The organism is Streptomyces sp. NPDC107517 (assembly GCF_055582645.1).
The window spans coordinates 118,392-139,134 of the sequence record NZ_JBVJPM010000017.1 but is presented as its reverse complement, the minus strand read 5'-3'; the positions used below and the strand labels follow the sequence as shown (position 1 = coordinate 139,134).

The window sequence follows — 20,743 nt, the reverse complement described above, 5'->3', positions numbered from 1 at the left end:
GCCCTCCTCCGTCGCGCCTCACCCTTCGTCAGGCCTCACCGTCCGTACGTCTCCCGGCAGATGCGGGCCTCGGGGCTGTCCGGGTTCCACTTGCCGTACTGATGGCCCAGGGCGCACACATCGCCCGCGATGCCCGGCGCCGCGGGGGCCGCCGTGTGCGGGTGGCGCCGCGCAGGTGCCGCGGGGCGCGCCGCGTGGTCCGGGCCCGACCGACGGGGTGGCTCCTGGCGCGGCGGCTGGGGCGGGTGCGGCGGCTGGGGTGGGCGTGGCGCACGGGTCGGCCCGGACGAGGGGGAGTGGGCCGGTGGCGTGTGGCCCATCCGGTCCAGCGCCTCCCGCACCGGCGCCTGCACGACCTGGGGCTTCGCCCGTCCGTCAGGGCGGGGCGCCGCAGGAACGGCCGGTGCGCTGGGGGACGCGGCCGGACGCTCCGGCTGCCGTACGCTCACGCAACCGGACATCGCCGCGGCCGTGGCCGCCACCGTGAGCAGAAGCGCTGCTGAGGTCGTCGTCGATCGATGCACCCGCGCAACTCTGGCGGCTACGGACCCTCGTGGCGCGCCCGTCGGCCGATGATGCCCCGCACGGGTGACGCGCAGGTCAGGACGGGGACGCGGCGAGTATCCCGCGCAGCAGCTCCCCGAACCCCTTCCGCAGTTCCGCCAGGTCCGGAACCGACGCGTGGAACGCTCCGGCCACGCACGAGAACATGATCCCCTCGGACCAGGCCACCAGCGACAGCGTGTGCCGCTCCGGATCCCGGGACCCGGCGGCCCGCAGCAGCGCGGTCAGTGGCTCGTGGAACTGGGCTCCCGTCGCGTCGAAGAACGCCCTCAGCTCGGGCCGTCGCGTCGCCTCGAGCGCCAACTCGTAACGGCAGACCAGCAGTTGCGGGTGGATCGTCAGATAGCGGTGAAGGGCGAGCGCCATGCCGTCGACGAGCGAGTGGATCCCGCCGGCCGGATCCGGCAGTTCGTCCACGGCGAGCACCCGCGACTCGCGCACGGCGAGGCGCCGCACCGTCGCCTCCAGGAGGGCGAGCCGGGTCCGTGCGTAGTTCGACGTCGACCCCTGCGGCAGGCCCGCCGCCTCGTCGACCGCTCGGTGCGTCAGGCCCCGCATCCCGCGCTCGGCGAGCAGGTCGAGTGCGGCGTCGGCGATGACTTCGGCGCGCGGTGCGCCGGCGGCGCTCGTGGCGCTGGTGCGTACGGACATGCTCCCAACCTACCGCCGGCACTACAGGTGTAGTACGGTCGACATCACGCTCACTACAGGTGTAGTGAGCGTGACGGCCGAGCCGGGCGTGGTGAGACGTAAGGAGCGCGAAGCCATGACTGCCGAACCGATGGAACCGACGGATCCCACCGAACTGACCGACTCGACGGGCACGACCCCGGCGCGACCGGAAGCACACAGCGCCGCCGGCCGCGGGCGGCGGCCCCGCGCGGTCGTCGTGGGCGGCGGCATCGGCGGTCTCACCGCCGCCGTCGCGCTCGGCCTGCGCGGATGGCACGTCACCGTCCTCGAACGGGCCGCCGAGCTGAAGCCCGTCGGGTCGGGGATCTCCCTCGCCCCCAACGCGCAGCGGGCCCTCGACGTCATCGGCCTCGGCGACGAGATCCGCTCCCTGGCCGCCTGGGATGGCGAGGGCGGCCTGCGTACCCCGAGCGGGCGCTGGCTCTCGCGCTCCGACGCGAAGGCAGCCGCCGAGCGCTTCGGCGGCTCCCTGGTACTCCTGCACCGCGCGACCCTGATCGACAAGCTGGCGTCCCGTCTCCCCGACGGAGCCGTACGCACCGAGTCCGCCGCGGCCCTCACCGACCCCGGCGTCGCCGACGACCCGGCCCGCCCCGCCCGGGTGACCACCGCGGACGGAGAGTTCGAGGCCGAACTCGTCGTCGGCGCGGACGGCATCAAGTCCGTCGTGCGCAGCGCCCTGTTCCCCGCCCACCCGGGCGCGGTCTACGCCGGCTTCACCACCTGGCGCCTCCTCGTCCCGCCCCTCGGCAGGCCCTTCGCCCAGCACGAGACCTGGGGACGCGGCCGGATCTGGGGCACGCACCCCTTCGCGGACGGCACGGTCTACGCCTACGGTGCCGCCGTCACACCCGCCGGCCGCCACGCCCCCGACGGAGAGAAGGCCGAGCTGCTGCGCCGCTTCGGCGTCTGGCACGACCCGATCCCGGCGATCATCGACGCCGCCGCGCCCGAGGAGATCCTGCGCCACGACGTCCACCACATCACCGAACCCCTGCCGGCCTTCCACCGCGGCCGGGTCGCGCTCCTCGGCGACGCGGCCCACGCCATGCCCCCGACCCTCGGCCAGGGGGGCAACCAGGCCATTGAGGACGCCGTCGTGCTCGCCCACCACGCCGACCCCGAGCACCCCGACTCCCTCGGCCTCGCCGCGTACACCGCCGCACGCAGGCCGCGTACGACCGCCATCGCCCGCAAGGCCGTCGGCGTGGGCCGGGTGAACATGCTGAGCAACCGGCCCGCGGCGGCGCTGCGCAACATCCTCATCGCCGCCCTCGACAAGACCGGACCCGCCGTCATGCTGCGCGGATTCGACGAGATCGCGGACTGGCGGCCCCCGCAGCGGCCGTATGCTGCCCAGACACAGAGGGCCTGGCCGGACAGCCGGCCCGGGGCGAGGGGAAGACGGACGTGAAGGTCGGCTGCATCGGGCTCGGAGACATTGCGCAGAAGGCGTATCTGCCGGTGCTCACCACCTTGCCGGGTGTCGAGCTGCACCTGCAGACCCGCACACCCGCGACGCTCCAGCTGGTCGGGGACACGCACCACATCCCCGCCGAGCACCGGCACACCGACCTGGACGCGCTGCTCGCGCAGGGGCTCGACGCGGCGTTCGTGCACGCGCCGACCGCTGTCCACCCCGGGATCGTGACGCGGCTGCTCGAAGCGGGGGTCGCCACCTATGTCGACAAGCCGCTGGCCTACGAGCTCGCCGACTCGCAGCGCCTCGTGCGGCTCGCCGAGGAGCGCGGCGTCAGCCTCACCGTCGGCTTCAACCGCCGTCACGCGCCCGGTTACACGCAGTGCGCCGAGCACCCCCGCGAGCTGATCCTGATGCAGAAGAACCGGATCGGGCTGCCCGAGGACCCGCGCACGCTCGTCCTCGACGACTTCATCCACGTCGTCGACACCCTGCGCTACCTCGTGCCCGGTCCGATCGACGACGTGAAGGTGCGCGCCCGTGTCGAGGACGGCCTGCTGCACCACGTGGTGCTCCAGCTCGGCGGGGACGGGTTCACGGCGATCGGCGTCATGAACCGGCTCAGCGGCTCGACCGAGGAGATCCTCGAGGTCTCCGGGCAGGACACCAAGCGCCAGGTCGTCAACCTCGCCGAAGTCATCGACCACAAGGGCCAGCCGACCCTGCGCCGCCGCGGCGACTGGGTGCCGGTGGCCCGCCAGCGCGGCATCGAGCAGGTGGTCCTCGGCTTCCTCGACGGCGTGCGCACGGGCAAGGTCCTCAGTGCCAAGGACGCGCTGGAGACGCATGTGCTGTGCGAGCAGGTCGTACGTGAGGTGCAGCGGTTCGCCGCCTGAACTGACGGACGGCCTCCGACGCGCCCAGCAGGGCGAGCACGGTGACGGCCGCGTGCACCGGCCAGTCCCCGAACCGCACGTACAGCGTCGTGCCGTGCGCCGTCGGCACCTCGTAGACCCGGGCGGCGCTCGCCGACGTGCCGAGCCACGGACCGACGCGTGAACCGTCGGGGCCGTACACGGCCGACACGCCGGTCAGCGTCGCGTGCACCATCGGACGGCCCGTCTCCGCGGCCCGTACGGCCGCGAGCGACGCGTGCTGCTCGGGCGCCCAGCTGTGCTGGAACGTGGACGTGGAGGACTGCGCGAGCAGTACCTGCGCCCCGTCGCGCGTGAGCCGCCGCGTCATGTCGGGGAACGCCGACTCGAAGCACACGAGCGGGCCGATCCGCAGGTCGCTCTCCCGCGCGGACCGCGCGTCCATCACGACCTGCCGGGTCCCCCTCAGCCGGTCCTCGCCCGCGGCCTTGCCGACCGACGTGGCCCAGCCGAGCAGGGAGCGCGCCGGGATGTACTCGCCGAAGGGGACGAGCCGCATCTTGTCGTAGCGCTGCCCCGTGAGGCCGTCCGGGCCGACCAGGACCGAGCTCTTGAAAATGCCGGGGGCGCCGCCCGGGGAGACGCGCCGCGCGTCCACGTTCACCAGGATGTCCGCGCCCACCTCGCGCGAGAGCACCGCGATCCGGCGCGCCAGGTCCGGCCGCTGCGAGAGGTCGAAGCCGACGCTGCTCTCGCCCCAGACCACCAGGTCGACGCCCTGCCCGGCCAGGCCGCGGGTCAGCTGCTCCTCCCGGTCGAAGCGCTTCTCGCCGCTGTCGGCGCCGCCTATGGGGCCCGGCTGCACGACGGCGACCCTGACCGGGGCGTCCGCCTCGGGTCGCGGGGCCCAGGCCCACGAGACCGTCGTCACCGTGGCCGTCACCAAGAGCCCCGCCACCGCGGGCGTACGGGCGCTGCGCGCCACGAGGAGGACCGTGACCGCGGTGTTCACCGCCACGACGAGCAGGCTGACCAGCCACACTCCGCCCACCGACGCGACGCGCAGGGCGGGCTGCACCTGCCACTGGCTCGACCCGATGAGCCCCCACGGGCCGCCCAGCCCCTGCCAGGACCTGACCAGTTCGACCATCAGCCACGCCGAAGGCACCGCGACCAGGGCGGCGGCCGCCTGCCCGTGCGTGGGAGTGCCGCCGAGCAGTCGCCGCAGCAGCCGGCCCCAGGGCGCCCACAGCGCACCGAGCAGCGCCGCGATCACGATGGTGAACACATGCAGACTCGGCAGCAGCCAGTGGTGCACCGACAGCATGAATCCGAGGCCGCCCAGCCAGCCGTCGAGGGCCGCGCGGCGCGGCGTGGGGGCCGAGCGGGCCAGTAGCATCCATGGCACCAGCGCGACGTACGCCAGCCACCACAGCGACGGCGCCGGGAACGCGAGGGCGGGCAGCGCGCCCGCCGAGACGGCGGCGGCGCCACGCCACCAGGGGGACGTCGCGAGGCGGGGAGCGATGCCCTGCCACGACGCGGCGGGGGCCGTCCACGACGCCGGTACCGCCGACACCGGCCACGTGTGCGTCGTACTCGACGAGCGCGACCGACCATTCCCGCCCGACCCGTCCATGCGCCGCCTCCCTCGTCGTCCGACGCCCGGTACGTGCTTTCAGTGTGCGCGCCGGGGACGATCTTTGACAGTGGGCATCGGGGGCGGTCGCGTCAGCGCGTGGTGGCCGCCGCGGCGCCCTCCGTGCGGCGCCACTTCTCGTGCACCGTCACCCCGCGCAGCCGCCAGCCGGAGCGCGTCCGCACGAGGGCGAAGGCGTAGCGGCCGCCGCACACGAAGTCGGGCGCGCCGGTGGGAGCACCCGAGGGAGCGTTCGAGGGCGCATCACCCGCGGTCCCCGCGCCGTAGCCGGCGAACCGCATCGGGTTGATGTAGTCGGCCCGCACCTCGGCCGTGTCGCCGGTGTCGTTGTCGAGGCGCCCGAACCGCAGGCGCCGGTTGACGATCAGGTGCTGGCGCATCGGGAACAGCTCCATCGTCCGGGTCAGCCACTCGGTGATCTCGGCCGCGCTGCCCTCGATGCCGCCGGCCCGCCGGTAGTCGGCGCGCCCGTCCGGACTGAAGAGTCCGCGGTACGCCGTCCAGTCCCCGTCGTCCACGGACACCGCGTAGTCGGTGATCAGCTCCTCGATGGCGAGTCGGTCCATCACGGTGGCGAGTTCTACGCGCTGTGTCATTGAGCCAGTCTTGGGTACCGGAACCGCAGATCCAAGGGGCGTGACGGGGGAGAGACCGCGACAGTGATCATTGGTACCTTCTCGGCATGTCCCCAGAGAGTGCCTCACAGACCGCCGCCGACGACCTCGCGCACTCCGTGCGGCTCGCGCTGGACACCTTCGGCGGGGCGCCGGCCGCCGACTGGAGCGTCAGGGCCGGCTCGCTGGAGTGGGACTGCTGGGAGACGGCCGAGCATCTGGCCGACGACCTGTTCGCGTACGCGGCCCAACTCGGTCCGTCGAAGCCGCCGTTGGACGTCGAGGTGCCGTTCGACTGGACGCGCCGCAGGCCGGGCGGTCCCGCGAACGTCGTCTTCGCGCAGCGCGACGCAGGCCCCGCGGGACTGCTCCAGGTGATCGACGCGAGCGGCGCCCTGCTGGTCGCGATGGTGCGGACGGCCGCGCCCGAGACCCGCGCCCACCATGTGTTCGGCCTCTCGGACCCCGCGGGCTTCGGCGCGATGGGCGTCGTGGAGACCCTCGTCCACACGCAGGACATCGCCGAGGGCCTCGGCCTCGGCTGGACCCCGCCGGCCGGCCTCTGCGCCAGGGCACTCGCCCGGCTGTTCCCCGACGCGCCGCGGGGTGACGACCCCTGGCGTACGTTGCTGTGGGCGACGGGACGCGGTGAACTGCCCGGCAGGGAGCGGCTCACGTCGTGGCGCTGGAACGCCGAAGTCCGTCCACAGGCAGACGGACAGGGCCGACCAGCCGACTGACGGGGCCGGCCGGGCTGGGAATTGACAGGGCGTCAGGCAGCGGCCTCGACGACCTCCGTGCGGACCGCGACCGCCCACTCGGTGACGAGCCGTGCGTACTGAGCGCGCTGCTCGGTGGAGAGCCGGCCACCCGCGCGCAACCACAATCCGCGGATCTGCTCGTTGACTTCCTCGGCAGACCGCGCGGAACCCGAACACTCAAGCGGCATGCGGTAAGGCTAGGGTGCGCGCCGCCCACTGGGAACCCTGAGCGACGGAACATATTCGCCAAGTGATCCTCGACAGTGCCCAGTTGGCTGCCGGCCCCTGGCGGGGGCGGTCGGAGAGGGGCGGATCACGCTGGGTCCGGCCCGGCGGAAAACCAGGTGGCAGCGTCGCGTCCCGTCACTACAGTTGCGGCGTGCCCAGGTGCGAAGGAGCGGGTTACTTCCACTGTTAATGGGGTGGTCGCGGGTTCGAGTCCCGTCGTCGGCTCCGGGCCGGCGTAGCTCAGTCGGCAGAGCACCTTGTACCTGCACCGATCTTGATCTCTGGGCAGCACACGTCACGCACCTCCCGGTGCGCGGGCCCGCGGCTGCTTCTTCTCATGAACGCACGCCGCGGGCCGACTTGATCTCGGGAGGCACCCAGCAGGGCCGCGCCCCGATCCGGTGTGCCCGCACGCGGTGCTTCCCCTCCACAGAGAGGGGCCGCCTCATGGCACGCTTCAACACCCGCGGCACCCGCCCGGTGGGCCGGTCGCCGATCGCCACCGTGACGGGCGGGAGAGCGCGCACGTACGAGGGCGCGACCGGATACCTGCGCGACGCGCGCAGCGAACTGTTCCTGCTCGCCGTCTCGAACCTCGTCGCCACGGGCGCCTTCTACGAGTCCGCGGACGACCGCGACGACCGGTACAGCACCCTCGTACGGCAGCTCGCCGTCGAGGACCCGGAGTGGACCGCGGGCCTGCTCGGCTGGTTGCGCGGCGAGGGGAACATGCGGACCGCCGCGCTCGTCGGAGCCGCCGAGTTCGTCAAGGCCCGCATCGACGCGGGCGAGCCCGGCCACTCCCGTCAGGCCGTCGACAGCGTCCTCCAGCGCGCCGACGAGCCGGGCGAGCTGCTCGGCTACTGGACCTCGCGGTACGGGCGGCGCCTGCCGAAGCCGGTGAAGCGCGGCATCGCCGACGCCGTCCAGCGGCTCTACAGCGAGCGCTCGCTCCTCAAGTACGACACCGACTCCAAGGGGTACCGGTTCGGTGACGTCCTCAATCTCGCGCACCCGGCGCCCGCCGCCGACAAGCCGTGGCAGGGCGACCTGTTCCAGCACGCCCTCGACCGCCGGCACGGCAACGCCGAGGAGATCCCGGACCGGCTGCGTACCCTGCGCGCCCGCGAGCGGCTGATGCGCGTACCGGTGGAGGAGCGCCACGCGCTGCTCACCGCGGACACCGGCCGGCTCGCCGAGGCGGCCATGACCTGGGAGTCCCTGGCGGGGTGGCTGCAGCGGCCGATGGACGCGGCGGCGTGGGAGGCGGTCATCCCGTCCATGGGGCTGATGGCTCTCGCGCGGAACCTGCGCAACTTCGACGAGGCCGGCGTCTCGGACGAGGTCGCGGAGCGGGTGGCGGCGCGGTTCGCCGACCCGGAGGAGGTGCGCCGCTCGCGCATGTTCCCGTTCCGCTTCTGGGCCGCGTACAAGCACGCCCCGTCGCTGCGCTGGGGGCACGCACTGGAGCGGGCGCTCGCGCACTCGCTGGCCGGTGTGCCGGCGCTGCCCGGCCGTTCGCTGATCCTGGTGGACCGGTCGCCGTCGATGTTCCCCGGTTGCGCATGGTCGACGCCGCACCGCTCGGACATCCCGCTCGCCGAGCAGGCGGCGGTGTTCGGCGCCGCGCTCGCGATGCGCGCGGAGCTGCCGACGCTCGTCGAGTTCGGGATGGAGAGCCGGCGTCTGAACTTCCGGAGGGGCGGCAGTGTGCTGCGGCTCGTCGAGAGGTTCGGGCAGATCTCCGGCACCGACATCCCGACCGCGGTGAAGAAGCACTTCTGCGGGCACGACCGTGTGGTCGTCGTCACCGACGAGCAGACCCGGCCCGGCTGGTTCCCGTCGAACGCCGAGGGCTTCGGCGGCATGGCCGAGACCGAGATCGACGCGCTCGTGCCGAGGGACGTGCCGGTCCACATGTGGAACATGGCCGGATACAAGGTGGGCGCGAGCCCTTCGGGGAGCGCGAACCGGCACGCCTTCGGTGGCCTCACGGACCAGGCGTTCCGCCTGATCCCGCTCGTCGAGCGGGGCGGCGACGCGCGCTGGCCGTGGGAGGCGCAGCCGACGTAGGGAAGTGGCGCGGGGCCCGTCCGGCGCAGGCCGGACGGGTCAGCCCGCCGACTCCCCCGCGTGCGGGCTCAGGACGCCCGCCGTCACCAGCGCGATCAGCACGATGCCGAGCAGGATCCGGTAGTAGACGAACGGCATGAAGCTCTTGGTCGAGATGAACTTCATGAACCAGGCGATGACCGCGTACCCGACGCCGAAGGCGATGACCGTCGCGAAGGCGGTCGGACCCCAGGAGACGGACCCGTCCGCGCCGGCGTCCTTCAGCTCGAAGACGCCGGAGGCGAGGACCGCGGGGATCGCGAGGAGGAACGAGTAGCGGGCCGCGGCCTCACGGGTGTACCCCATGAGGAGACCGCCGCTGATGGTCGCGCCGGAGCGCGAGACTCCGGGGATCAGGGCCATGGCCTGGCAGACGCCGTAGATCAGGCCGTCCTTGACGCTCAGATCCTTGAGGCCCTTGCGCTCCCGCACCGCGCGGTGCTTGCCGCCGACCTCGTCGCGCGCGGCGAGACGGTCCGCGACGCCGAGGACGATGCCCATCACGATGAGGGTCGTCGCGGTCAGCCGCAGATCGCGGAACGGGCCCTCGATCTGGTCCTTGAACGCGACACCGAGCACGCCGATCGGAATCGATCCCACGATCACGAGCCAGCCCATCTGCGCGTCGTGGTCGCTGCGCAGCGCCTTGTTCGTGAGGGAGCGGAACCACGCGGAGATGATCCGCGCGATGTCCTTGCGGAAGTAGATCACCACCGCCGTCTCCGTGCCGAGCTGGGTGATCGCCGTGAACGCGGCTCCCGGGTCGTGCCAGCCCGCGAAGGCCGCGGTCAGCCGCAGATGCGCGCTCGACGAGATGGGCAGGAACTCGGTCAGCCCCTGGACGAGTCCGAGGATGAATGATTCGAACCAAGACATGAAGTTACGCGATCCAAGTGCTGACGTGAGCTGACCGCAGACGCGCAGGCCAGAGGCGGACACGGAGAAAGGAAGGACGGACGGGCGAGGCCGTACTGGTCAAGGGGTACGGAAATGGAAGGCGCCCGCCGTGGGGCAGCGTAGCGCCCTTGTATGAAGAGACGACGAGAGGGCCTCTCCATGCGGGCGGCAGCTACGCCGCGGCCGGTCCCGCCTTGGTCCAGCCCGGGGCCTGGGGATGGGCGCTCAGGTCCTCGTGGTGGACGGAGCCGCCGCATGCGGAGCAGGTCACGACGGGGACCAGTTCATTGCCACAGGTGTGCTCGATCACCATCGGGCGGTCGCCGTCGTCGCGCAGATGACGGTCGCCCCACGCCATGAGGGTCATGAGGACCGGTTCCAGTTCGAGCCCCGCCGTGGTGGGCCGGTACTCGAAGCGCTGCGGCCGCTCCTGGTAGGCGACCTTCTTGAGGACGCCGGCGTCGACGAGGCGGCGCAGGCGCGTCGCAAGGATGTCGCGCGGCGCTCCGATGTTGCGCACCAGCTGGTCGAAGCGTCCGTTGCCGAGGCACACCTCGCGCAGGACCAGGAGCGAGTACTTCTCACCCACCACGGCCAGCGCGTCGGCGATCGAGCAGGGGCGCGGGTCCTTGGCAGCTGGCATGCGCATCAGTCTAAGCGAGGGTTTGCTTTTCCAACCTACGGGGCTATGGTGGGTTCAGTTTTCCTACTCACTGGTAATCGGTGCCGGGCACCGACCCGTCGGCCAAGGAGGCCCGCACCATGCGTGACGCAGTCATCGTCGAAGCCGTACGCACCCCCGTCGGCAAGGGCAAGCCGAACGGGGCGCTCGCACATGTCCACCCCGTCGAACTCCTCGCCCACACCCTGCGCACCCTCGTCGGGCGCGCCGGGATCGATCCCGCGCAGATCGACGACGTCATCGGCGGCACCGTCGACCAGGTCGCCGAGCAGGCCATGAACACCACCCGGTACGCCGTCCTGTCGGCGGGCTTCCCGGAGTCCGTGCCCGCCACGACCGTGGACCGCCAGTGCGGCTCGTCCCAGCAGGCCGTGCACTTCGCCGCGCAGGGCGTGATCTCCGGCGCCTACGACATGGTCATCGCCGGTGGCGTGGAGTCCATGAGCCGCGTACCGATGTGGTCGAACGTGCCCGAGGGCGCCGACCCGTTCGGTCCCGGCGTCGCCGAGCGCTACCCGGAAGGTCTGGTCCCGCAGGGCGTCAGCGCCGAACTGATCGCCGCCAAGTGGTCACTCTCCCGGGAGGCGATGGACGCCTACGCCGTCGAGTCGCACCGCAAGGCCGCCCAGGCCTGGGCGAACGGGCTCTTCGACGCCGAGGTCGCGCCCCTCGAAGGCGTCACCCGCGACGAGTCCGTGCGCCCCGGCACCACGGCCGAGATCCTCGCCGGGCTCGAGCCCGCCTACTACGACCCGCACTTCGGTGAGCGGTTCCCGCAGATCGACTGGTCGGTGACCGCCGGCAACGCGAGCCCCATCAACGACGGCGCCTCCGCCGTCCTCGTCACCACGAGTGAGAACGCGGCCCGCCTCGGCCTGCGCCCGCTCGCCCGTCTCCACAGCTTCGCCGTCACCGGCTCGGACCCGCTTCTGATGCTCACCGGCGTCATCCCCGCCACCGAGAAGGTGCTGCGCAAGGCGGGTCTCGCGCCGGCCGACATCGACCTCTTCGAGGTCAACGAGGCATTCGCGGCCGTCGTCCTCGCCTGGCTCCAGGAGACCGGCGTCGACCCGGCGAAGCTGAACGTGCACGGTGGCGCCATCGCACTCGGCCACCCGCTCGGCGCGAGCGGCACCCGTCTGATGACCACCCTGGTCCACGCGATGCGCGCCCGCGGCGCACGCTACGCACTCCAGACCATGTGCGAGGCGGGCGGGCTCGCCAACGCGACCGTCCTGGAAGCGCTCTGAATCTCCAGGGCGCGTCAGCGGGGGAGGGAGTGGCTTTCCAGGGGTGCGTCAGCCGCGGAGGCGGTCGCGCTTGCACCACGCGACCACCGCGCCCGCGAGGCCGGTCAGCGCGATGAAACCCATCGCGATCAGGAACACGGGCGACGTCGGCGTCGAGGCCCTGGCCCCGGCGACGACGTAGGCCACCGTGTTCGGGACCGAGCCGATCGCCGTGGCGAGAAGGAAAGGCGCCCACCGCATCCGCGAGACCGCGGCGCAGTAGTTGGCCGCCCAGAACGGCACCCCCGGGAACAGCCGTGCCGCCAGCATCGACCGGAAGCCGTGCCGGCTGAGCTGCCCGTCGGCCGCCTTCAGCCAGCGGCCGCGAACGAGGGGCCGCAGCGCCTCCTGACCGAGCACCCGGCCGAGCCCGAACGCCACCCCGGCGCCGAGCACGGTCCCGCCGAGGGCCGCGAGAGTGCCGAGCTGCGAACCGAACAGCGCACCCGCCGCGAGGTTGAGGAGCGGCCGCGGCACGAAGGGCACCGTGCACAGGCCGTACGCGACACCGAACAGGACGACCGCGGCGGCGCCGCTCATCTGGGGCGGCCAGCCGTGCGCGAGCAGTTTCTGGGGCTCCAGGAGCAACACCGTCGCCCCGCCCGCGGCGAGCAGCGCGACCAGGAGCGACAGTCGGGCCCATGGGGACAGCAGAACTCTCGTGCAGCGCAGGGCAAGGCCCGCCGGCCGGGCGGCGGCGAGTCCCTCGGGACGTGTCGCGACGGTGTCGGGCATCCGGGGAGACTAACCGACCCATATGTATGTTCGCCGTAGGGTTGTGTCGCATGACCGTCACAGTCCCGCGCAGCGCGCCGGCCGACACTCTGCTGGAGCGGCTCACCTCCGTGTACCCCACGGCGGCCGACCCCGAGCGGGCCGGGCAGATGCGCGCGTACATGAAGGACGTGGCCCCCTTCCTCGGTCTCACCACCCCCGTCCGCCGCGCGCTCTCGCGCACCGTCCTGGCCGGGACCCCGCGCCCGGACGAGGCCGACTGCACCGCGCTCGCGCTGCGCTGCTGGGAACTGCCCGAGCGCGAGTACGCGTACTTCGCGGTCGACTACCTGCGCAGGTACGCGGGCCGCTGTTCGTCCGGCTTCCTGCCCGTCGCCCGGCACCTGGTGTCGACGGTCCCGTGGTGGGACACCGTCGACCTGCTCGCCGCGCACGTCGTCGGCGCGCTCGTCGCGGCCGACCCGCGCCTGGGCAAGGACATGGACGCGTGGATCGAGGACGACGATCTGTGGATCGCCCGCACCGCGCTCCTGCACCAGCTCCGCCGCAAGGAGACGACCGACACGGAGCGCCTCTTCGGCTACTGCCTGCGCCAGGCCCCGCACCCCGACTTCTTCATCCGCAAGGCCATCGGCTGGTGCCTGCGTGAGTACGCGAAGACCGACCCCGATGCCGTACGTTCCTTCGTCGCCGCCCATCGGGACCGGCTCGCGCCCCTGTCGGTGCGCGAGGCCCTGAAGAACATCGGACCCTGAACTCCCCTGCGCCCCACGGGAGACGGGGCCGGGCGGCCCGCCGGAAAACCATTCGACCTGCGCCGTTCCGTAGGCAATGATCGGCGTCATGTTCCGGCACGCCTTCCCCGCAGCCACGTCCGCAGTCGCGGACGCTGCGAAGGCTGCCGTCTTCCTGGCCGCCGCAGCAGACGGCGCCCGAAGCTGACCCTCTCCGGACATTCCGGCGGACCCCGCAGGGGGAGGGTCGGTAGGACTCCGGGGTCCCCGCCTCATCAAGGAGGCCACCACACCCTGTTCCGTTGAGGAACACGTTCCGGGAGGAACCACCCAGTCATGCCCAAGACGGCATACGTGCGCACCAAGCCGCACCTCAACATCGGCACCATGGGCCACGTCGACCACGGCAAGACGACCCTCACCGCCGCCATCACCAAGGTCCTCGCGGAGCGCGGCGCCGGCACGTTCGTGCCCTTCGACCGCATCGACCGCGCCCCGGAGGAGGCGGCCCGCGGCATCACCATCAACATCGCGCACGTCGAGTACGAGACCGACACCCGCCACTACGCGCACGTCGACATGCCCGGCCACGCCGACTACGTCAAGAACATGGTCACCGGGGCCGCGCAGCTCGACGGGGCGATCCTCGTCGTCTCCGCGCTCGACGGGATCATGCCGCAGACCGCCGAGCACGTCCTGCTCGCCCGCCAGGTCGGCGTCGACCACATCGTCGTCGCGCTGAACAAGGCGGACGCGGGGGACGAGGAGCTCACCGACCTCGTCGAGCTGGAGGTCCGCGAGCTGCTCTCCGCGCACGGGTACGGCGGCGACTCGGTCCCCGTGGTGCGGGTCTCCGGGCTCAAGGCCCTTGAGGGCGACCCCCGTTGGACCGCGGCGATCGACGCGCTGCTCGACGCCGTGGACACGTATGTGCCCATGCCCGAGCGGTACGTGGACGCGCCGTTCCTGTTGCCGGTGGAGAACGTGCTCACCATCACCGGGCGCGGCACGGTCGTCACCGGGGCGGTCGAGCGCGGCAGGGTGCGCGTCGGCGACCGCGTCGAGATCTTCGGCGCGGACACCGACGCGGCGGCGACCGTGGTCACCGGCCTGGAGACCTTCGGCAAGCCCATGGAGGAGGCGCAGGCCGGGGACAACGTGGCGCTGCTGCTGCGCGGCGTGCCCCGCGACGCGGTCCGCCGCGGTGACGTCGTCGCGGCCCCCGCCAGCGTCAGCCCGAGCCGCCGCTTCACGGCCCAGGTGTACGTCCTCTCGGCGGCCGAGGGCGGCCGGACGACACCGGTCGCCACCGGCTACCGCCCGCAGTTCTACCTGCGGACCGCGGACGTCGTCGGCGACGTCGACCTCGGCGAGACCGCTGTCGCCCGGCCCGGGGACACCGTCACGATGACGGTCGAGCTCGGCCGTGACACGCCCCTGGAGGCGGGCCTCGGCTTCGCGATCCGCGAGGGCGGGCGCACCGTCGGCGCGGGCACCGTCAGCTCCGTCGGGTGAACCGCACCGCCCGCCTCCCGCACCCCGCGGGAGGCGGGCGGTCGCACGTCGGCCACACTGGACGCCGGCGCCGGCAAGGAGGTCTCACGTGGCGGGCAGGGCACTCGTACTCGGGGGCGGCGGCCTCTCCGGCATCGGCTGGATCTGTGGAATCCTCCACGGCCTCGCCGCGGCCGGTGCCGATCTGTGGGACGCCGACACCGTGATCGGCACCTCCGCGGGATCCGCCGTCGGCGCCCAGCTCACCTCCGGCAGACTCACCCCCGCCGAGCTGTACGAGCGCCAACTCGCCGCACCCGTGGGGGAGATCCCCGGGCATCTGAGTCCGGCCGCCACCCTCCGCCACGCCCGCGCCGCGCTCACCTCCCGTACCCCCGAGGACTTCGGCCGCAAGGCGGGGCACATCGCGCTGGCCGCCGACACCCCGGACGAGGCGACGCGCCGCGCGGTCATCGCGGGGCGGCTCGTCTCGCACAGCTGGCCCGAGCGGCCGTTCCTGGTGACGGCGGTGCGGGCGACGACCGGCGAGTTCCGTGTCCTCGACCGGGGCAGCGGCGTCGGCCTGGTCGACGCCGTCGCGGCCAGCTGCGCCGTGCCGGGCGTCTGGCCGCCGGTCACGTTCGAGGACAGCCGCTGGATCGACGGCGGGGTCCGCTCCCCGGCCAACGCGAACCTCGCCGAAGGCCACGACCGCGTCGTGATCATCGCCCCGATCGCGGCGGGCGGCGGCACCCTCGAATCGGCCCGCACCCAGGCGGAACGCCTCACCGAGGGCGGGGCGAGGGTCACCCTCATCACCCCGGACCGCACCACCAGAAAGGCCATGGGCCACAACAGCCTCGACCCGGCCCACCGTGCCCCGTCGGCCCGAGCGGGCCGGGAACAGGCGACGGCGCATGTGGCGGGGGTGACGGAGGTGTGGGGCTGAGGAAGGCGGGTGGCGCATGCCGCGCGGCGTCCGCCACCTCCACCGCCCGGCACAATGGACGGCGTGGATGAGCCGATACCCGTGACCAGGACCGTCGACCACGGCACCGCCAAACTGATGCCCGACGTGGACCGGCGCCGGGCCTGGCTGCTCACGGTCGACGGGGCGCCGCAGTCCTACGTGGATCTGGACGCGCCGGAACACCTCGAATTCGAGTACGCACGCCGGCTCGGGCATGTCCTCGACTGTGCGGACGAGCCCGGAAAGCCCCTCGACGTGCTGCATCTCGGCGGTGGCGCGCTGACCCTGCCCCGCTACGCGGCGGCGACGCGGCCCGGCTCACGTCAGGACGTGGTCGAGGCGGACCGCGGGCTGCTCGCCCTCGTCGCCGAGCATCTGCCCGTCCCCGACGGCGCCGGGATCACCGTCCACGGGGCCGACGCCCGCACCTGGCTGGAGTCGGCCGACGCCGACAGCGCCGACGTACTCGTGGCGGACGTCTTCGGCGGCTCCCGCGTCCCGGCCCACCTGACGACCGTCGCGTACGCGGAGGCCGCCGAGCGGGTCCTGCGCCCCACGGGCGTCTACGCGGCGAACCTCGCGGACGGCACGCCCTTCGCCTTCCTCCGCTCCCAACTCGCCACGTTCTCAGCAGTGTTCGAGCATCTCGCGCTGATCGCGGAGCCCGCCGTGCTGCGCGGCAGGCGCTTCGGGAACACCGTCCTCGTGGCCTCCCACGAGGAACTCGACATCCAGGCGCTCGCCCGCCGCGCCGCGGCCGACGCGTTCCCGGCCCGCGTCGAGCACGGCGCTCAGCTGCGCCGTTTCACCGGCGACGCGCAGCCCGTACGGGACGAGGACGCGGTGCCGTCACCCGAGCCGCCCGGCGGCTCCTTCGGCATCGGCTGAGACCGGCTCCGGCGCGGGCTGCCTGTCGGCGTCGGGGCGGCGCGTCAGCTGCCGTACCTCCGGCACGAACAGGACCGCACCCGTCGCCACGACCACGAGCGCCGCACAGCCCCACAGCGCCGGGGCCAGGCCGAAGGCGGCCTCCGCCGGGCCCGCGAGCGCCGTCGCGACCGGCACCATCGCGACGGAGCCGAACCAGTCGTACGCGGAGACCCGGGACAGCTTGTCCTCCGGGATCTCCTGGTGCAGCGCCGTCATCCAGGAGACGCTGAACACCTCGATCGTCACACCGCTCACGAACATCACGCAGACCAGCACGGCGAGCGGCACAGGCACCGCGAGCGCCGCCGAGGGCAGCGCCAGCGGGAACACGCACAGGGTTCCGGCGAGCAGCAGCCGCCGCGGCTTCCACCGCGTCATCAGGAACGCCCCGGCGACGGTTCCGACGCCGAACGCGCCGAGGGCGAGCCCCCAGGGGCCCGGTCCGCCGAGGGAGTCGCGCGCGACGAGCGGGCCGAACACCGCGTCGGCGGCGCCGACCACCGCGACCACGACGGAGAACTGCGCGACGACGCTCCACAGCCACGGCCGGCCGATGAACTCCTGCCAGCCGTCCCGCATATCGGCGAGGAGGCCCCCGCCGGGCACGCGCGGCGCGATATGGCTGACGTCGAGGAACGAGCGCAGCGCCCCCGCGACGGCGAACGCCACCGCGTCCACGGCGAGTACCCAGCCGGGCCCGATGGCCGCGACCATCGCACCGCCGAGCGCCGCGCCGCCCACGGCCGCGCCCGACATCGCCATCCGGAAGAGGGCGAAGGCGCGGCTCGCCTGTTCCCGGTCGACCGACGACATCAGCATGCCTTCGGCGGCGGGGTTGAAGAAGGCCTGCCCGGTGCCACCCAGCGCGCTGAGCAGCATCATCTGCCACAGCTCGGGCGTCCCGGTCAGGACGATCAGCGCGAAGGCGCCCTGGGAGAGGAAGTTGAGCGCGTTGGCCGCGACCATCACGTGGTGCCGCGGCAGCCGGTCGGCGACGGCGCCGCCGACGAGCAGGAACAGGACGAGCGTCAGGGTGCGTGACGCGGCGACGAGGCCGACGTCCCCGCCGTCGCCCCCTGTCTCGAGCACCGCGAAGGCGGACGCGATCAGCGCGCCGTTGCTGCCGAGGGTCGTCACGAACGCCGCCACCGCCAGCAGGCTGTAGTTGCGGCCCGCCCACGCGGGTCGGCGGGGTCTGAGCGGGGAGACGGCGGGAGAGTTCACTGAGGGACTATCGCCGCAGGGGGCGCGACTTGCCAAACGGAATTCTTTCGCTCTCACCGAACCCGGCTGTCACCGGCGCGTCGCTCCGGTGCCCGCGCCGATCGCAGCACGCCGCTGACAGCGTCCGGCCTGCCCTCCACCGGGCGGTCCGGACGCTGTGCCGTGTGCGGCTCAGTCCACGCTGGGGTCGCCCTGGAGCCGTACGGTGCTGAGGATCTTCTGCACCGTGGCGTCGGGGACCTCGTCCTTCACGCCCTTGGCGCCGTAGAACGTCCAGGAGACGAAGTCGCCCTGGGAGTTCTTGAAGGCGAACACGGTGGCCGTGCCGTCCGTGTCGCACTTGCCTGTCTTCGGCACACCGGACGAGGTGGTGGTCGCCACGCTGCCCTTGACGCCGGAAGCGGTCGTGAAGTCCTTCGGCTTACCGATCTTCAGGAGCTTCTTCGAGGAGTCCTTCTGGTCGGTGTAGCCGCCGAAGACCCACCACGCCGAGTCGTTGCGCGCGACGTCCTGGGTGTTCTTGGCGCCGTTCTGCCCCTTGGTGCCCGCGGCGGCGAGGGCGCTGCTGTCCTCGTTCCCGTCCTTGTCGTCGTCGGACGTGCACCACTTCTCTTTGAGGAACGCGGGTGCGGACATGGTGATGAGGGGCTTGGCGCCGTCGTCCTTCGCGTCGTCGAAGCCGGTGATCAGACCGTCCGACTTCACGACCCAGTCGGCCGGTACGTCGAACGCGGTCCCGTACTTGGGGTTCACGACGACCTGCCAGCCTTCGATGGTGGCCTTCGGCGCGTTCGACGGGTCGCGCGGATTGACGTCGTCGCTCGCGTCGGGGCTCGGGTCCTTGGAGGCCGACTTCGTGGGGGACTTGGACGGCTTGGAGTCCGCCTTGTCCTCCTTGTCACCCCCGAGGACGAGGAACGCGGTCACGCCGGCGGCGACCACGACCGCCGCGGCCGCGACGATCGCGGTGATCTTCGTCTTGTTGCCGCCGCCGTTGCCGCTCGGCGGCTGGGGAGCGCCGAGCGGGACGGTGGGAGCGCCCCACTGTCCGGGAGGCTGCTGCCCGGGCTGCTGCTGATACGGGTTGGGCTGCTGGTAACCCGGCTGCTGGTAGGGGTTGGGCTGCTGCTGGTACCCCGGCTGCTGGTACGGGTTCTGGTCCTGCGGGTTCTGCTCGCCCCCGGGCGGCTGCTGTCCTGGCCACATGGCGCCCAACAATAGAGGTCCCGGCAGCCGCCGGCACCGTCGCCCTGTACCGGACGTGCAACGGTTCGCCGGCGGCCTCGTTGCCGCGCCGCGTGTCAGGAGTCGCTGACGTCCACGAGCCGCACGGTGCTGAGGATCTTCCGGACCGTGGCGTCGGGTACCTCGCCCTTGACGCCCGTGGGACCGAAGAACGACCAGGACGCGAAGTCGCCGTCGGCGTCCTTGAAGGCGAACACGGCGGCCTTGCCGTCGGAGGAGCACTTGCCGTGCTTCTTCTGCCCGACGCCCGTCGAAGAGGCGGTCACCAGGCTGCCGTTGAGGCCGGACGCGGTTGTGTACGACTGGGCCGGCTTCGTGGTGATGCTCTTCTTGTCGGGCTGCGAGTATGCGCCGTAGACCCACATCGTGGCGTCCTTGGTGGCGGCGTCCTCGGTGCTCCTGGCCCCGTTGTTGCCCCGCGACCCGGTCGCGCCGAGGGAGGACTCCTCCTCGTTGCCGTCCTTGTCGTCGTCGGACACGCACCACTTCTCGTCGAGGAACGCCGGGTTGCTCATGGCGATGAGCGGCTTCTCCTGCGGGTCGCCGTCCTTGGAGACCCAGTTGACCCAGCCGTTCGACTTCACCAGCCAGGTGGCGGGAACGTCGAACGCGAGACCGTGGTCGCTGTTCACCACGGTCTTCCAGCCGTCCACGGTGGGCTGGACGCCGCCGCCCGCGCGCGGGTTGCCGGTCGCGCTCGGCGCGGCTGCCGAGGACTTCGTGGGACCGGGTCCGGCGTCGTCGTCCTTGTCGCCGCCGAGGACGAGGACCCCGGTGACCACGGACGCGACGACGACCACGGCGGCGGCCACGACGGCGATGAGAGCCGTCCGTCCGCGCTTGGGGGGTTCGGGCGGCTGGGGTGAACCGGCGGGCATCGTGGGCGCGTTCCAGACCTGCTGTCCGGACGGCTGCGGATACGGGTTCGGCTGCTGGTACGGATTCGGTTGGCGGCCCTGCGGGTTCTGCTCGCCCCCGGGACCCTGCTCTCCTGGCCACATGGCGAGCAACGATAGAGCCACCGCGGGACCGAGTATGGCCAAGGTCGCTACTCGTGGGTAACATCACGCGGCATGAGCGCAGAACAGATGTCGATCGGCGAGATGCTCGCCGCCACCGTGCCGATGGCCCGGACCCTGAACATCGAATTCCTCGAGACCACCCCGGAGAAGGCCGTGGTGGCCCTGCCGGACCAGAGCGAGTACCACAACCACGTCGGCGGCCCGCACGCCGGAGCGATGTTCACGCTCGGCGAGTCCGCGAGCGGCGCGATCGTCCTCGCCGCCTTCGGGGACCAGCTGTCGCGGGCGGTGCCGCTCGCGGTGCGCGCCGACATCGCGTACAAGAAGCTCGCCATGGGACCCGTCACGGCGACGGCCACGCTCGGCCGCCCGGCCGCCGACGTCGTCGCCGAGCTCGACGCGGGGGAGCGCCCCGAGTTCCCGGTGACGGTCGCGATCCAGCGCGCCGACGGTGCGGTGACCGGGGAAATGACGGTCGTCTGGACGCTGCGCCCCAACAGCTGAGCGGGACATCTCCGTTTTGCTCGACCGGGTAGGCTGGCCGGCGTGCGCACCCGGGGGAGCGCGCGCCGGGCACACGCCCACCGACACGGG

Annotated in this window: 21 protein-coding genes; 10 read left to right on the top strand and 11 right to left on the bottom strand. The window is 72.5% G+C overall.

Features of this window, described 5'->3' with window-relative positions:
* Positions 1-35: 35 nt before the first annotated feature.
* Positions 36-449, bottom strand: a complete 414-nt coding sequence (locus ACZ67T_RS32065; RefSeq protein ID WP_469988566.1) for a hypothetical protein — start codon at positions 447-449, stop codon at positions 36-38.
* A gap of 151 nt (positions 450-600) precedes the next feature.
* Complete coding sequence (locus ACZ67T_RS32060) at positions 601-1,215, bottom strand: TetR/AcrR family transcriptional regulator (protein ID WP_469988564.1); 615 nt, start codon at positions 1,213-1,215, stop codon at positions 601-603.
* 154 nt (positions 1,216-1,369) lie between these two features.
* Here ACZ67T_RS32060 and ACZ67T_RS32055 point away from each other — a divergent pair, with 154 nt between their 5' ends.
* Positions 1,370-2,671, top strand: a complete 1,302-nt coding sequence (locus tag ACZ67T_RS32055; RefSeq protein WP_469988630.1) for an FAD-dependent monooxygenase — start codon at positions 1,370-1,372, stop codon at positions 2,669-2,671.
* Positions 2,668-3,573 (top strand): Gfo/Idh/MocA family protein, encoded by a 906-nt coding sequence (locus ACZ67T_RS32050; protein ID WP_469988562.1) that lies wholly within the window; start codon positions 2,668-2,670, stop codon positions 3,571-3,573. Before ACZ67T_RS32055 ends, ACZ67T_RS32050 begins: the two co-directional genes overlap by 4 nt.
* Here the strand turns inward: ACZ67T_RS32050 and lnt are convergent.
* Both lnt and ACZ67T_RS32040 read right to left on the bottom strand, forming a co-directional pair.
* On the bottom strand, positions 3,497-5,191 hold the full coding sequence (gene lnt, locus ACZ67T_RS32045; protein WP_469988561.1) for an apolipoprotein N-acyltransferase: 1,695 nt from the start codon (positions 5,189-5,191) through the stop codon (positions 3,497-3,499). The two genes, ACZ67T_RS32050 and lnt, sit on opposite strands and share 77 nt — an antisense overlap.
* Before the next feature lie 92 nt (positions 5,192-5,283).
* Entirely contained in the window at positions 5,284-5,808 is a 525-nt protein-coding gene (locus ACZ67T_RS32040; protein ID WP_469988559.1) for a nuclear transport factor 2 family protein, read from the bottom strand.
* An 86-nt stretch (positions 5,809-5,894) separates the two neighbouring features.
* On the opposite strand from ACZ67T_RS32040, the gene ACZ67T_RS32035 reads away from it, so the two are divergent.
* The gene (locus ACZ67T_RS32035) at positions 5,895-6,566 is read left to right on the top strand and encodes a maleylpyruvate isomerase N-terminal domain-containing protein (protein WP_469988558.1); all 672 of its coding nucleotides are present in this window, start codon (positions 5,895-5,897) and stop codon (positions 6,564-6,566) included.
* A gap of 32 nt (positions 6,567-6,598) precedes the next feature.
* Here the strand turns inward: ACZ67T_RS32035 and ACZ67T_RS32030 are convergent, their stop codons facing one another.
* Positions 6,599-6,775, bottom strand: a complete 177-nt coding sequence (locus ACZ67T_RS32030; protein ID WP_469988556.1) for a hypothetical protein — start codon at positions 6,773-6,775, stop codon at positions 6,599-6,601.
* Positions 6,776-7,262: 487 nt separating this feature from the next.
* Between ACZ67T_RS32030 and ACZ67T_RS32025 the strand changes: the two genes are divergently transcribed.
* Complete coding sequence (locus ACZ67T_RS32025; protein ID WP_469988555.1) at positions 7,263-8,888, top strand: TROVE domain-containing protein; 1,626 nt, start codon at positions 7,263-7,265, stop codon at positions 8,886-8,888.
* Between the two features lie 39 nt (positions 8,889-8,927).
* On the opposite strand, the gene ACZ67T_RS32020 is transcribed toward ACZ67T_RS32025, so the two are convergent.
* Together ACZ67T_RS32020 and ACZ67T_RS32015 are read right to left on the bottom strand one after the other, a co-directional pair.
* Positions 8,928-9,803 (bottom strand): undecaprenyl-diphosphate phosphatase, encoded by an 876-nt coding sequence (locus ACZ67T_RS32020; protein ID WP_469988553.1) that lies wholly within the window; start codon positions 9,801-9,803, stop codon positions 8,928-8,930.
* 193 nt (positions 9,804-9,996) lie between these two features.
* Positions 9,997-10,467 carry a winged helix-turn-helix transcriptional regulator gene (locus tag ACZ67T_RS32015; protein ID WP_469988551.1) on the bottom strand — a complete coding sequence of 157 codons (471 nt, stop codon included), beginning with the start codon at positions 10,465-10,467 and terminating at the stop codon, positions 9,997-9,999.
* 119 nt (positions 10,468-10,586) lie between these two features.
* On the opposite strand from ACZ67T_RS32015, the gene ACZ67T_RS32010 reads away from it, so the two are divergent.
* Positions 10,587-11,756: a thiolase family protein gene (locus tag ACZ67T_RS32010; RefSeq protein WP_469988549.1), complete on the top strand. Its 1,170-nt coding sequence runs from the start codon at positions 10,587-10,589 to the stop codon at positions 11,754-11,756.
* 48 nt (positions 11,757-11,804) lie between these two features.
* On the opposite strand, the gene ACZ67T_RS32005 is transcribed toward ACZ67T_RS32010, so the two are convergent.
* Positions 11,805-12,530, bottom strand: a complete 726-nt coding sequence (locus ACZ67T_RS32005) for a TVP38/TMEM64 family protein (protein WP_469988548.1) — start codon at positions 12,528-12,530, stop codon at positions 11,805-11,807.
* Positions 12,531-12,580: 50 nt separating this feature from the next.
* Between ACZ67T_RS32005 and ACZ67T_RS32000 the strand changes: the two genes are divergently transcribed.
* The 4 genes from ACZ67T_RS32000 to ACZ67T_RS31985 all read left to right on the top strand — a co-directional run bounded on the left by ACZ67T_RS32000 (position 12,581) and on the right by ACZ67T_RS31985 (position 16,616).
* A complete protein-coding gene (locus tag ACZ67T_RS32000) occupies positions 12,581-13,285 on the top strand; it encodes a DNA alkylation repair protein (protein WP_469988546.1) in 705 nt (234 codons plus the stop codon).
* Positions 13,286-13,600: 315 nt separating this feature from the next.
* Positions 13,601-14,779, top strand: a complete 1,179-nt coding sequence (gene tuf / locus ACZ67T_RS31995) for an elongation factor Tu (RefSeq protein WP_469988544.1) — start codon at positions 13,601-13,603, stop codon at positions 14,777-14,779.
* An 88-nt stretch (positions 14,780-14,867) separates the two neighbouring features.
* A complete protein-coding gene (locus ACZ67T_RS31990) occupies positions 14,868-15,707 on the top strand; it encodes a patatin-like phospholipase family protein (protein WP_469988542.1) in 840 nt (279 codons plus the stop codon).
* A 63-nt stretch (positions 15,708-15,770) separates the two neighbouring features.
* A complete protein-coding gene (locus ACZ67T_RS31985) occupies positions 15,771-16,616 on the top strand; it encodes a spermidine synthase (RefSeq protein ID WP_469988540.1) in 846 nt (281 codons plus the stop codon).
* Here the strand turns inward: ACZ67T_RS31985 and ACZ67T_RS31980 are convergent.
* From ACZ67T_RS31980 to ACZ67T_RS31970, 3 genes are all read right to left on the bottom strand, one after another.
* Complete coding sequence (locus tag ACZ67T_RS31980; protein ID WP_469988539.1) at positions 16,578-17,882, bottom strand: MFS transporter; 1,305 nt, start codon at positions 17,880-17,882, stop codon at positions 16,578-16,580. The genes ACZ67T_RS31985 and ACZ67T_RS31980 overlap by 39 nt on opposite strands.
* A gap of 171 nt (positions 17,883-18,053) precedes the next feature.
* Positions 18,054-19,088 (bottom strand): DUF8017 domain-containing protein, encoded by a 1,035-nt coding sequence (locus ACZ67T_RS31975; RefSeq protein ID WP_469988538.1) that lies wholly within the window; start codon positions 19,086-19,088, stop codon positions 18,054-18,056.
* Between the two features lie 95 nt (positions 19,089-19,183).
* Positions 19,184-20,128 carry a DUF8017 domain-containing protein gene (locus ACZ67T_RS31970; protein ID WP_469988536.1) on the bottom strand — a complete coding sequence of 315 codons (945 nt, stop codon included), beginning with the start codon at positions 20,126-20,128 and terminating at the stop codon, positions 19,184-19,186.
* 72 nt (positions 20,129-20,200) lie between these two features.
* On the opposite strand from ACZ67T_RS31970, the gene ACZ67T_RS31965 reads away from it, so the two are divergent.
* The gene (locus ACZ67T_RS31965; RefSeq protein WP_227293497.1) at positions 20,201-20,653 is read left to right on the top strand and encodes a DUF4442 domain-containing protein; all 453 of its coding nucleotides are present in this window, start codon (positions 20,201-20,203) and stop codon (positions 20,651-20,653) included.
* The last annotated feature ends 90 nt before the right edge of the window (positions 20,654-20,743 follow it).

What these genes read in the sequence shown, in the direction of transcription:
- ACZ67T_RS32060 (WP_469988564.1), bottom strand. Translation starts at nt 1,215, where the DNA reads ATGTCCGTACGCACCAGCGCCACGAGCGCCGCCGGCGCACCGCGCGCC.
- lnt (WP_469988561.1), bottom strand. Translation starts at nt 5,191, where the DNA reads ATGGACGGGTCGGGCGGGAATGGTCGGTCGCGCTCGTCGAGTACGACG.
- ACZ67T_RS32040 (WP_469988559.1), bottom strand. Translation starts at nt 5,808, where the DNA reads ATGACACAGCGCGTAGAACTCGCCACCGTGATGGACCGACTCGCCATC.
- ACZ67T_RS32035 (WP_469988558.1), top strand. Translation starts at nt 5,895, where the DNA reads ATGTCCCCAGAGAGTGCCTCACAGACCGCCGCCGACGACCTCGCGCAC.
- ACZ67T_RS32030 (WP_469988556.1), bottom strand. Translation starts at nt 6,775, where the DNA reads ATGCCGCTTGAGTGTTCGGGTTCCGCGCGGTCTGCCGAGGAAGTCAAC.
- ACZ67T_RS32025 (WP_469988555.1), top strand. Translation starts at nt 7,263, where the DNA reads ATGGCACGCTTCAACACCCGCGGCACCCGCCCGGTGGGCCGGTCGCCG.
- ACZ67T_RS32020 (WP_469988553.1), bottom strand. Translation starts at nt 9,803, where the DNA reads ATGTCTTGGTTCGAATCATTCATCCTCGGACTCGTCCAGGGGCTGACC.
- ACZ67T_RS32015 (WP_469988551.1), bottom strand. Translation starts at nt 10,467, where the DNA reads ATGCCAGCTGCCAAGGACCCGCGCCCCTGCTCGATCGCCGACGCGCTG.
- ACZ67T_RS32010 (WP_469988549.1), top strand. Translation starts at nt 10,587, where the DNA reads ATGCGTGACGCAGTCATCGTCGAAGCCGTACGCACCCCCGTCGGCAAG.
- ACZ67T_RS32005 (WP_469988548.1), bottom strand. Translation starts at nt 12,530, where the DNA reads ATGCCCGACACCGTCGCGACACGTCCCGAGGGACTCGCCGCCGCCCGG.
- ACZ67T_RS32000 (WP_469988546.1), top strand. Translation starts at nt 12,581, where the DNA reads ATGACCGTCACAGTCCCGCGCAGCGCGCCGGCCGACACTCTGCTGGAG.
- tuf (WP_469988544.1), top strand. Translation starts at nt 13,601, where the DNA reads ATGCCCAAGACGGCATACGTGCGCACCAAGCCGCACCTCAACATCGGC.
- ACZ67T_RS31975 (WP_469988538.1), bottom strand. Translation starts at nt 19,088, where the DNA reads ATGTGGCCAGGACAGCAGCCGCCCGGGGGCGAGCAGAACCCGCAGGAC.
- ACZ67T_RS31970 (WP_469988536.1), bottom strand. Translation starts at nt 20,128, where the DNA reads ATGTGGCCAGGAGAGCAGGGTCCCGGGGGCGAGCAGAACCCGCAGGGC.
- ACZ67T_RS31965 (WP_227293497.1), top strand. Translation starts at nt 20,201, where the DNA reads ATGAGCGCAGAACAGATGTCGATCGGCGAGATGCTCGCCGCCACCGTG.